Source organism: Kosakonia sp. HypNH10, from assembly GCF_029850615.1.
In the GTDB taxonomy this organism is placed as follows: domain Bacteria; phylum Pseudomonadota; class Gammaproteobacteria; order Enterobacterales; family Enterobacteriaceae; genus Kosakonia; species Kosakonia cowanii.
This window is the reverse complement of record NZ_JAOTIU010000001.1, coordinates 834595-846089: the sequence shown is the minus strand read 5'-3', so window position 1 is coordinate 846089 and position 11495 is coordinate 834595. Positions and strand designations below refer to the sequence as shown.

The 11495-nt window shown below is 56.4% G+C and carries 10 protein-coding genes; 1 reads left to right on the top strand and 9 read right to left on the bottom strand.

Annotated elements, in window-relative coordinates:
* Positions 1 to 5: 5 nt before the first annotated feature.
* Positions 6 to 2588 carry a leucine--tRNA ligase gene (leuS, locus tag N7V53_RS04135; RefSeq protein WP_279792241.1) on the bottom strand — a complete coding sequence of 861 codons (2583 nt, stop codon included), beginning with the start codon at positions 2586 to 2588 and terminating at the stop codon, positions 6 to 8.
* 233 nt (positions 2589 to 2821) lie between these two features.
* Between leuS and N7V53_RS04130 the strand changes: the two genes are divergently transcribed.
* Positions 2822 to 3304: a zinc ribbon-containing protein gene (locus N7V53_RS04130; protein ID WP_023479977.1), complete on the top strand. Its 483-nt coding sequence runs from the start codon at positions 2822 to 2824 to the stop codon at positions 3302 to 3304.
* A gap of 42 nt (positions 3305 to 3346) precedes the next feature.
* Here N7V53_RS04130 and N7V53_RS04125 read toward each other — a convergent pair whose 3' ends face one another.
* From N7V53_RS04125 to N7V53_RS04090, 8 genes are all read right to left on the bottom strand, one after another.
* Positions 3347 to 4072 (bottom strand): amino acid ABC transporter ATP-binding protein, encoded by a 726-nt coding sequence (locus N7V53_RS04125; RefSeq protein WP_023479949.1) that lies wholly within the window; start codon positions 4070 to 4072, stop codon positions 3347 to 3349.
* A complete protein-coding gene (gene gltK / locus N7V53_RS04120; RefSeq protein WP_023479932.1) occupies positions 4072 to 4746 on the bottom strand; it encodes a glutamate/aspartate ABC transporter permease GltK in 675 nt (224 codons plus the stop codon). The genes N7V53_RS04125 and gltK overlap by 1 nt, the downstream gene beginning before the upstream one ends.
* Positions 4747 to 4748: 2 nt before the next feature.
* The gene (gene gltJ, locus N7V53_RS04115) at positions 4749 to 5489 is read right to left on the bottom strand and encodes a glutamate/aspartate ABC transporter permease GltJ (RefSeq protein ID WP_023480005.1); all 741 of its coding nucleotides are present in this window, start codon (positions 5487 to 5489) and stop codon (positions 4749 to 4751) included.
* A 158-nt stretch (positions 5490 to 5647) separates the two neighbouring features.
* A complete protein-coding gene (locus tag N7V53_RS04110) occupies positions 5648 to 6568 on the bottom strand; it encodes an amino acid ABC transporter substrate-binding protein (protein ID WP_023479987.1) in 921 nt (306 codons plus the stop codon).
* Between the two features lie 803 nt (positions 6569 to 7371).
* Entirely contained in the window at positions 7372 to 8910 is a 1539-nt protein-coding gene (gene lnt / locus N7V53_RS04105) for an apolipoprotein N-acyltransferase (RefSeq protein WP_279792236.1), read from the bottom strand.
* Between the two features lie 5 nt (positions 8911 to 8915).
* Entirely contained in the window at positions 8916 to 9794 is an 879-nt protein-coding gene (gene corC, locus N7V53_RS04100) for a CNNM family magnesium/cobalt transport protein CorC (protein WP_124971495.1), read from the bottom strand.
* Between the two features lie 103 nt (positions 9795 to 9897).
* Entirely contained in the window at positions 9898 to 10365 is a 468-nt protein-coding gene (ybeY, locus tag N7V53_RS04095) for an rRNA maturation RNase YbeY (protein WP_277170417.1), read from the bottom strand.
* Positions 10362 to 11408 (bottom strand): PhoH family protein, encoded by a 1047-nt coding sequence (locus N7V53_RS04090; protein ID WP_206430679.1) that lies wholly within the window; start codon positions 11406 to 11408, stop codon positions 10362 to 10364. Before N7V53_RS04090 ends, ybeY begins: the two co-directional genes overlap by 4 nt.
* Positions 11409 to 11495 lie beyond the last annotated feature (87 nt).

Below are 11495 nucleotides of genomic sequence, written 5' to 3'. Positions count from 1 at the left end.
CGCGCTTAACCAACGACCAGATTGAGCAGTTTGCCCGGTACATAAATCACTTTACGTACGGTAACGCCCTCAAGATATTTCGCCACCAGGTGCTCCTGGCCTGCGCGTTCACGAACCTGTTCTTCTGTCGCATCGACAGCGACGGTGATTTTACCGCGCACTTTGCCGTTAACCTGCACGACGACCAGCGTGGTGTTCTCAACCATCGCTTTCTCGTCGGCAACCGGCCACGGCGCGTTATCGATATCGCCTTCGCCGCCCAGCTCCTGCCACAGCGTGAAGCTGGCGTGCGGGGTGAACGGGTTGAGCATACGCACCACTGCCAGCAGCGCTTCCTGCATCAGAGCGCGATCCTGCTCGCTCTCCTGCGGCGCTTTCGCCAGCTTGTTCATCAGCTCCATGATCGCCGCGATGGCGGTGTTGAAGGTCTGACGACGGCCGATATCATCGGAGACTTTGGCGATGGTTTTATGCACATCGCGGCGCAGCGCCTGCTGATCGTCATTCAGCGCAGCCAGATCCAGCGGCGCAACGGCACCCTGGGCGGTGTGTTCGTAGACCAGTTTCCAGACGCGTTTCAGGAAGCGGTTTGCCCCCTCAACGCCAGACTCTTGCCACTCCAGCGTCATATCTGCCGGGGAGGCGAACATCATAAACAGACGCACGGTATCCGCGCCGTAACGCTCTACCATCTCCTGCGGGTCGATGCCGTTGTTTTTCGACTTCGACATCTTGCTCATACCGGTGTAGACCAGTTCATGGCCCGCAGCATCGGTCGCCTTCACGATACGGCCTTTTTCGTCACGCTCAACGATAGCGTCCTTAGGTGACACCCAGTTACGCTCACCGCTTTCGCCGAGGTAGTAGAAGGCATCTGCCAGTACCATGCCCTGACACAGCAGCTGTTTAGCCGGTTCGTCAGAGGTGACCATGCCCGCATCACGCATCAGTTTGTGGAAGAAGCGGAAGTAGAGCAGGTGCATGATGGCGTGTTCGATACCGCCGATATAGATATCAACCGGCAGCCAGTAGTTCGCCGCGTTCGGATCCAGCATCCCTTCGTTGTACTGCGGGCAGGTGTAGCGCGCATAGTACCAGGAGGACTCCATAAAGGTGTCGAAGGTATCCGTTTCGCGCAGTGCAGGCTGGCCGTTAACGGTGGTTTTCGCCCACTCCGGATCGGCTTTGATCGGGCTGGTAATGCCGTCCATCACCACATCTTCCGGCAGGATCACCGGCAGCTGGTCTTCCGGCGTCGGCATTACGGTGCCATCTTCCAGGGTCACCATCGGGATTGGCGCGCCCCAGTAACGCTGACGGGATACGCCCCAGTCGCGCAGACGGAAGTTCACTTTACGCTTGCCGACGCCTTTCTCTGCCAGCTTGTCAGCAATGGCGTTAAAAGCGGCGTTGAAGTCGAGACCGTCGAACTCGCCGGAGTTAAACAGCACGCCTTTTTCGGTCAGCGCCTGGGCGCTGAGATCCGGCTCGCTGCCGTCGGCATTCAGGATGACCGGTTTGATATTCAGCTGGTATTTGCTGGCAAACTCGTAATCACGCTGGTCGTGACCCGGAACGGCCATTACCGCGCCAGTGCCGTACTCCATCAGCACAAAGTTTGCCGTCCAGACCGGAATCGCTTCGCCGGTCAGCGGATGAATCGCTTTCAGGCCGGTATCGACGCCTTTTTTCTCCATCGTCGCCATTTCGGCTTCCGCGACTTTGGTGTTGCGGCATTCGTCGATGAAGCTCGCCAGCTCCGGGTTGCTCTGGGCAGCCTGCTGCGCCAGCGGGTGACCGGCAGCAACGGCCAGATAGGTCACGCCCATAAAGGTGTCCGGGCGGGTGGTGTAAACGGTCAGCTTCTCGTCGCTGTTCTGCACATCAAAGGTGATCTCCACCCCTTCAGAACGGCCGATCCAGTTACGCTGCATCGTTTTGACGGTATCCGGCCAGTGATCCAGTTTATCCAGATCGTTCAGCAGTTCGTCGGCATAAGCGGTGATTTTGATAAACCACTGCGGGATCTCTTTACGCTCAACTTTGGTATCGCAGCGCCAGCAGCAGCCGTCGATAACCTGTTCGTTGGCGAGTACCGTCTGGTCATTCGGGCACCAGTTCACCGCGGAGGTTTTTTTGTAGACCAGCCCTTTTTTATAGAGCTCGGTAAAGAATTTTTGCTCCCAGCGGTAATATTCCGGGGTGCAGGTCGCCACTTCACGGCTCCAGTCATAACCGAAGCCCAGCATTTTCAGCTGGTTTTTCATGTAGGCGATATTGTCGTAGGTCCACGGCGCAGGGGCGGTTTTGTTTTTTACCGCGGCGCCTTCAGCCGGCAGGCCAAACGCATCCCAGCCAATCGGCTGCAGCACGTTTTTGCCCAGCATGCGCTGGTAGCGGGCGATCACATCGCCAATGGTGTAGTTACGGACGTGGCCCATGTGTAGTCGGCCAGAAGGATAGGGAAGCATCGACAGGCAATAATATTTCTCTTTGCTCTCGTCTTCGGTGACCTCGAATGTGCGCTTTTCTTCCCAGTGACGCTGTACGGTGGATTCTATCTCTTCCGGGCGGTATTGCTCTTGCATGGCAGCCAGTAGTCCTGTTTTTGCTACAGCTACAAATGTAGCGTTAATAGGTGGTTTTTAGTCGGCATAGCATAGCCCAAACGCCAGCCTCAAAACAGCCTTTCCGAAAAGCGCCGTCGAAATAGCCCTTCTCTGCGCCACATCACTTTTTCATCACGCAACAGGCGGCTCGGCACAGGCGGGGGAAATTAACGTCTATCATTAAAATGAATCACTTAACCGGAGGCGAAACGATGAGCAAGGTTGCGCAATTTTACCGTGAACTGGTCGCGTCACTGACCGAGCGCCTGCGTAATGGCGATCGCGATATTGATGCATTAGTTGAACAGGCTCGCCTGAGGGTCACACAGACCGGTGAGTTAACGCGAACCGAGACGGATGAGTTAATGCGCGCCATTCGTCGCGATTTGGAAGAGTTTGCCCGTAGCTATAACGAAAGCCAGAGTGAGGTCACCGACGGCGTCTTTATGCGGGTAATCAAAGAGAGCATCTGGCAGGAGCTGGCAGATATCACCGATAAAACCCAGCTGGAGTGGCGCGAGGTGTTTCAGGATCTCAACCACCACGGTGTCTATCACAGCGGGGAAGTGGTTGGGCTGGGGAACCTGGTCTGCGAGAAGTGCCATTTCCATCTGGCGGTCTACACGCCGGATGTGCTGCCATTATGCCCGAAATGCGGTCACGATCAGTTCCAGCGCCGTCCGTTCGAACCTTAACAACAAGCGCCTGCCCACATAGCGCGGGCAGGCGTAAGGGGATTAATGCAGGATCTTGGCGAGGAAATCTTTTGCACGATCCGATTTTGGATCGTTAAAGAAGGCATCCTTCTCTGAGTCTTCGACGATTTTCCCTTCATCCATAAAGATCACGCGGTTCGCCACTTTACGGGCGAAGCCCATTTCATGGGTCACCACCATCATCGTCATCCCTTCGTTTGCCAGTTCGACCATTACATCCAGCACTTCGTTGATCATCTCTGGGTCGAGCGCCGATGTCGGTTCATCAAACAGCATTGCCACCGGATCCATGCAGAGCGCACGGGCAATTGCCACGCGCTGCTGCTGACCACCTGAAAGCTGCGCCGGGAACTTATTGGCGTGTGCCGTCAGCCCAACGCGTTCCAGCAGCTTCAGCCCTTTGTCGCGCGCGGCGGCTTTATCGCGTTTCAGCACTTTCACCTGCGCCAGCGTCAGGTTTTCGATAATCGACAGGTGCGGGAAGAGCTCAAAGTGCTGGAATACCATCCCGACGTGGGAGCGCAGCTCCGCGAGGTTGGTCTTCTTGTCGTTCACTTTGGTGCCGTTGACCAGGATCTCGCCTTTCTGTACCGGCTCAAGGCCATTGACGGTTTTGATCAGCGTCGATTTACCGGAGCCCGACGGGCCGCAAACTACCACCACCTCGCCCTTTTTCACTTCGGTGGAGCAGTCGGTCAGCACCTGAAAGTGGCCATACCATTTCGAAACATTTTTCAGGGAAATCATTAGACGGTCCTTTTCTTCAGCCAGCTGACCAACAGCGAAGCACTCAAACTGATAACAAAATAGACAGCGCCGGCAAACAGGATCATCTCGACCTGCGTACCGTCACGCTCGCCAATCGTGGAGGCCGTGCGGAAGAAATCCGCCAGGCTCAGGACATACACTAACGAGGTGTCCTGGAATAAGACGATGCCCTGGGTAAGCAGCAGCGGCACCATGGCGCGAAACGCCTGCGGCAGGATAATCAGCTTCATCGACTGCCAGTGCGTCATGCCGAGCGCCAGCGCCGCGCTTGACTGCCCGCGGGAGATACTCTGGATCCCGGCGCGGATAATCTCCGAGTAGTACGCCGCCTCAAACATCGAGAAGGCGACCATCGCGGAGATAAGCCGGATATCGGTTTTCGGCGACAGGCCCAGCACGTTTTGCAGGAAACCCGGCACGATCAGATAGAACCACAGCAGCACCATCACCAGCGGAATCGAGCGGAAGACGTTAACGTAGCTTTTGGCGAACCAGCGCAGCGGCGCGAAGGTCGACAGACGCATCACTGCCAGCAGCGTGCCCCAGACGATACCGAACACAATAGCAATGGCGGTGATTTTCAGCGTCACCAGCAATCCCGCCCACAGATAAGGCAGGGAAGGGACGATTGAACTCCAGTCAAACTCATACATCGTTATTTGCCTCCCATATTGCCCGGCAGGCGGATTTTGCGTTCAACCAGGTTCATCACCAGCATAATCACGGCGTTAATCACCACGTAAGCGAGGGTAATGGCGGTGAAAGATTCCCATGCGTGGGCGGAGTAATCGAGCAGCTTGCCCGCCTGCGCCGCCATATCCACCAGGCCAATGGTCGAAGCGATGGCCGAGTTTTTCACCAGGTTCATCATCTCCGAGGTCATCGGCGGGACGATCACGCGATAGGCATTGGGCAGCAGCACGTAGCGGTAGGTTTGCGGCAGCGTCAGGCCCATCGCCAGCCCGGCATTTTTCTGCCCGCGCGGCAGCGACTGGATCGCGGCGCGCACCTGCTCGCAGACGCGAGCGGCAGTAAACAGACCAAGGCAGACCATCGACGAGAGGAAGAACTGGATGTTGGGATCCAGCTCCGCCTTAAACCACATGCCGATATCTTCCGGCAGCAGCTCCGGCACCACGAGATACCAGGTAAAGAACTGCACAATTAGCGGCACGTTACGGAACAGTTCCACATATAAGGTGCCGATTCCGGAGAGGAAACGGTTGGGAACGGTGCGCAGGATGCCAAACAGAGAGCCGACCAGGAAGGCGATGATCCAGGCCGTCACCGACAATGCGATGGTGACCTGAAAACCGCTCCATAACCAGCCGAGATAGGTGGTGTTGCCGAACGGGGCCTGTTGCAGGAATATTCCCCAGTTCCAGTCTATGGACATAAATCTACTCCAGAAAAAAAAGGGTAGCAGCGCTACCCTCGAAGATTGTGTGAAGTGCGAATGTTCACGCTGAGTGGGGAACGGCCACTCAACGCATAGTCTGTCCGTGCAGCTTCGACAATCGAGAGGGCAGGTAAACCCGCCCCTAATGGTTTTAATTAGTTCAAAGCTTTGTCATTCGGTTCTTTGAACAGCGCTTTCATGTCGTCAGAAAGATCGAAGTTCAGGTTCATGTTTTTCGGTGGAATCGGGTTTTTAAACCACTTGGTGAACGATTTTTCCGCCGCGCCGGAGGTCTGGTACTGCGCGATGGTCTCATCCATCAGCTTTTTAAATTCCGGGTCGTTTTTGCGCAGCATACAGCCGTAAGCTTCTTTCGACTGCGGGGTGCCGACAATCTCCCAGTTATCCGGTTTCTTCGCCTTCGCGCGCTCACCGGCCAGCAGGGCATCATCCATCATAAAGGCTACCGCGCGGCCGCTCTCCAGCGTACGGAAGGAGTCGCCGTGATCTTTCGCGCTGATGATGCGCATATCCATCTTCTTCTCGTCGTTCAGCTTGTTAAGCAGGATCTCGGAGGTCGTGCCGGAGGTCACAACCACGGCTTTGCCTTTCAGGTCGGCGAAATCTTTGATCGGGCCGCCTTTTTTGGTCAGCAGACGGGTGCCGACCACGAAAATGGTGTCAGAGAAGGCCGCCTGTTTCTGGCGCTCGACGTTGTTGGTGGTGGAGCCACACTCAAAGTCGAAGGTGCCGTTTTGCAGCAGCGGAATACGGTTCTGCGAGGTGACAGGGATCAGCTTAACGGCCAGATCCGGCTTGTTGAGCTTCTTCTTCACCGCTTCAACGATAGCGTTGGAGTAGTCTTGTGAATAACCGACAACTTTCTGTGCGTTGTCGTAATAGGAGAACGGTACGGAAGATTCACGGTGACCGACGACGATAACGCCGTTTTTGGCAATTTTATCCAGCGTCGATTGCTGAGCCGCTGCGTCGGCAGGCTTCGCCTCCTCGGCGTGTGCCAGACCGGCGGACAGTCCCATCACCAGCATGGCGGCGGCCAGTTTACGTAATTGCATATCCAGACTCCTTTATCGTCAGTGCGTAAAGCACAGTGATACCCGTTGTGTTGTTGTTATGTGCTGCTACATATTCGTGCAGTGTCGTGTGTGTTTGTTACATTTAGTCTGGCTTAATGTAAAGAATTTGCTGCGGTATTGTTTATTTTTGCGAGGCGCGCCGCACCGTTTAGAGGCAAAAATCTCACATTGCACCAGAATAGTGCTGCGACCGATCCCTGCCGGTGCGACCCGTTTACGCACGGGCAGATTTGGTCGTCACGGGGTAGATATAAGCAAGCGGCATGCCAGTTTGGTGGATGCAGAAGAAATTGCCGGATGGCGGCTTACGCCTTATCCGGCCTACGGGGGAGTGCGAAATTTTGTAGGCCGCATAAGCACAGCGTCATCCGGCAAAGATATGAGGTCGCTGCCGGATGGCGGCTTACGCCTTATCCGGCCTACGGGGAAGTGCGAAGTTTTGTAGGCCGGATAAGCACAGCGCCATCCGGCAAAGATATGAGGCCACTGCCGGATGGCGGCTTACGCCTTATCCGGCCTACGGGGAAGTGCGAAATTTTGTAGGCCGCATAAGCACAGCGTCATCCGGCAAAGATATGAGGTCGCTGCCGGATGGCGGCGTACGCCTTATCGGGCCTACAAGGGAAGTGCGAAATTTTGTAGGCCGGATAAGCGCAGCGCCATCCGGCAAAGATATGAGGTCGCTGCCGGATGGCGGCTTATGCCTTATCCGGCCTACAAGGATAGTGAGGAATTTGTAGGCCGGATAAGCGAAGCGCCATCCGGCATTCAGCGGCGAAAAATTAACGGCGGCGTTGACGCAGGCCCAACACCAGCGCGGCAAAGCCCAGCAGAACCGTGATAATCCACACCGGCCAGTTACCCATTCGCGCATACGGCGTCAATCCGCTGGTGGGCGTTACTTTCGCCGTCAGCACCTCGCGGGTGAACTGCGGCAGCATCGCCTGGATCTCACCCTGCGGCCCAATCACTGCGGTAATGCCGTTATTGGTGCTGCGCAGCAGCGGGCGCGCCAGCTCCAGCGAACGCATACGCGCCATCTGGAAGTGCTGCCATGGCCCAATCGATTTCCCAAACCAGGCATCGTTGGAGATGGTCAGCAGGAAGTCGGTGTCCGGGCGGAAGTTATCCCGCACCTGCTCGCCGAGGATAATCTCGTAGCAGATCGCTGCCGTCAGTTTCAACCCATGAGCCGAAAGCGGTGCCTGCACATAAGGCCCGCGGCTAAAGGAGGACATTGGCAGATCGAAGAAGGGCGCTAATGGCCGCAGAATCGACTCCAGCGGCACAAACTCGCCAAACGGCACCAGGTGATTTTTGTTGTAGCGATCCGTTGAGCGATAGCTGTACGGGCTGCCGGTTCCCAGCGTAATCGCCGTGTTGTAAGTGTCGTAGCGATTCTGCTGATTGAGGCGCGCATCGACAATACCGGTGATCAGCGTGGCATTGTTCGCCCGCAGGGTTTTATCCATCTCGTTGAGAAAGCCCTGCTGATTAATCTCCAGATCCGGGATTGCCGACTCCGGCCAGATAATCAGCTGCGACTTGCCCAGCACCTGCTCAGTAGCGCCAGCGTAAATCTTCAATGTATTGAGCAACTCACCCGCGTCCCACTTCATCGACTGCGGAATATTGCCCTGCACCATCGTCACCTGAGTGGTGCGATCCGGCAGCAGCTGATACCACTGAATAAAACGCAGCGGGAAGGGGAGGGCGAAGAGCACAACCGCCGCCACCAGCGGACGCCAGTTACGGGTTGCCAGCGCCAGCACCAGCAGTCCGCTCACTACCATCAGCAGGATGTTAATTGACTCGACGCCGAGCACCGGTGCCAGGCCTTTCAGCGGGCCGTCAATCTGGCTGTAGCCAAACTGCAGCCACGGGAAGCCGGTCAGCACCCAGCCGCGCAGAAACTCGGTGATCTGCCACACCACCGGCGCGGCAACCGCTACGCGCAGCCAGCTGGTTTTCGGCCACAGGCGCGCGAGCAGGCCGGCAAACAGGCCGGTATAGAGCGACAGATAAGCTGCCAGCAGCACGACGATAAAGACATTGATGGGGCCAGGCATACCGCCAAACTGCGCGATGCTGACATAGACCCAGTGCACGCCGCTGCCAAACAGGCCAAGCCCCCAGGCGTAGCCAATCCAGGCGGCCTGTAACGGACGGCGGTTAAGGGTTAAGCCCTGCAGACCCATCAGGGAGAGAAGCGCGGCGGGCCAGAGGTCATAAGGTGAAAAAGCCAGCGTTCCGCTGGCTCCGCACAGTAACGCCAGCAGCAGACGGACGCGCTGGCGCTCAAACAAGGCGGCAAATACCATTTACATTACTCATCCAGTTTCGGTTGCGGAGAATCATCCGGCATTCTGACATGGACCTGAATAATACGTCGACTGTCTGCCATAGCGACTTTGAATTGGTAACCATCAATGTCGATAGATTCGCCGCGCGCGGGGAGGTGCCCAAACGCCTGCATCACCAGACCGCCAATGGTATCGACCTCTTCATCGCTGAAGTGGGTACCGAAGGTGTCGTTAAAGTCTTCAATCGGCGCCAGCGCGCGCACCGTCCAGGTGTGACGGCTCAGCTGGCGGAAATCGATATCCTCTTCTTCGTCATACTCATCTTCGATTTCGCCGACGATCAGCTCAAGAATATCTTCGATAGTGACCAGACCGGAGACACCACCAAACTCATCAATAACGATAGCCATGTGGTAGCGCTGGGAACGGAACTCTTTCAGCATGCGGTCAACGCGCTTGCTCTCCGGTACCACCACTGCCGGGCGTAACACTTTTTCCATGCTGAATGCTTCGGCATCGCTGCGCATAAACGGCAGCAGATCCTTAGCCATCAGAATCCCTTCGATGTGATCTTTGTCTTCGCTAATGACCGGGAAACGCGAGTGGGCGGACTCGATAATGACATCGAGACACTCGTCCAGCGTCTGGTTGCGTTTCAGGGTGATCATTTGTGAACGGGGGATCATGATGTCGCGTACGCGCTGGTCCGCAATATCCATCACCCCTTCGAGCATGTCGCGCGTATCTTCATCGATAAGCTCGTTCTGCCCGGAGTCTCGGATCAGAGCCAGTAATTCATCACGGTTTTTCGGTTCGCCGTGAAAGAGCTGGCTGAGTAAAAGGGAGAAGAATCCCTTTTTGCTGGTGGTGTTGTCGCTACTGTGTGAGTTATCGTCGCTCATGGCGTCGTGTGGGTTCTCATGTTGGTTGAATTGTCGCTCGTCACGCGTAAACTCAGCGCCGGACGGCATTTTGTGCCAATGCGCCAGCGAACTGGCGCACAGACTACTCCTTCTCGGAAATGTACGGATCCTCATAGCCCAGAGCAAGCATTATCTCTGTCTCGATCCCTTCCATCTCTTCCGCTTCCTCATCCTCGATATGGTCATACCCCAGCAGGTGTAAGCTGCCGTGGATCACCATATGCGCCCAGTGGGCTTCGAGGGGTTTAACCTGTTCGAGCGCCTCCTGCTCAACCACCTGGCGGCAAATGATCAGATCGCCCAGCAGAGGCATTTCGATGCCGGGCGGCGCTTCGAACGGGAAAGAGAGCACGTTGGTCGGCTTATCTTTCCCGCGATAGGTCAGGTTCAGCTCGTGGCTCTCTGCGCTATCGACCAGACGGATGGTCACTTCCGCTTCCGGCTGGAACTGCGGGATCACCGCATCCAGCCAGGCCTGAAACTGCGCTTCATCCGGCAGGCCGCTGTTATCTTCGCAAGCCAACTGTAAATCGAGGATCACCTGACTCATTTCTGCTCCTGATCCTGGGCTTCGCGCTTACGCTCGGCGGCCAGTTCTGCTTTCCGTTTCTGCTCCGCCTCTTCCCAGGCTTCATAAGCGATAACAATGCGTGCCACCACCGGGTGGCGCACCACGTCTTCGCTGTGGAAGAAGTTAAAGCTGATCTCATCGACATTTCCCAGCACTTCGATAGCATGGCGCAGACCCGATTTGGTGCTGCGCGGCAGGTCAATCTGCGTGACGTCGCCGGTGATCACCGCTTTTGAGTTGAAGCCGATACGCGTCAGGAACATCTTCATCTGTTCGATGGTGGTGTTCTGGCTCTCATCAAGAATGATAAAGGCATCATTCAGGGTGCGACCGCGCATATAGGCGAGGGGGGCAACCTCAATGACGTTGCGCTCCATCAGCTTCTCAACGCGCTCGAAGCCAAGCATCTCAAACAGCGCGTCATAGAGCGGGCGCAGGTAAGGGTCGACCTTCTGGCTGAGATCGCCGGGCAGGAAGCCGAGCTTTTCACCCGCTTCCACCGCCGGGCGGGTCAGCAGAATGCGGCGTACTTCCTGACGCTCAAGCGCATCCACGGCGGCTGCGACCGCGAGGTAGGTTTTACCCGTACCCGCCGGGCCAACGCCGAAGGTGATGTCATGATCGAGCACGTTAGCGATGTACTGCGCCTGGTTCGGCGTGCGTGGCTTAATTACGCCGCGCTTGGTCTTGATGTTGACCGCTTTACCGTACTCCGGCACGCTCTCAGCGCTCTGCTCCAGCACGCGGGCTTCTTTAATCGCAAGGTGGATCTGGTTCGGCTCGATATCCTGGGTCTGACCGCGCATCGGCGCAGTGTCGACATACAGCGTGTGCAGAATATCGGCAGCCGCGTTGACGCAAATTTCGCGTCCGGTGAGTTTGAAGTGATTATCGCGGCGGTTGATTTCGATGCCCAGTCGCCGCTCCAGTTGTTTGATGTTGTCGTCAAACGGGCCGCACAGACTTAGCAGACGTGCGTTGTCCGCTGGCTCAAGGGTGATTTCACGCGTATCTATGTTCAAACTGTTCCTCTTTGATATGTGTCGCCGTCGCGACCCTCTGGCAAGTATTTACGTCAACGCCAGAAGTCGCAAGCATCAGACAGCATG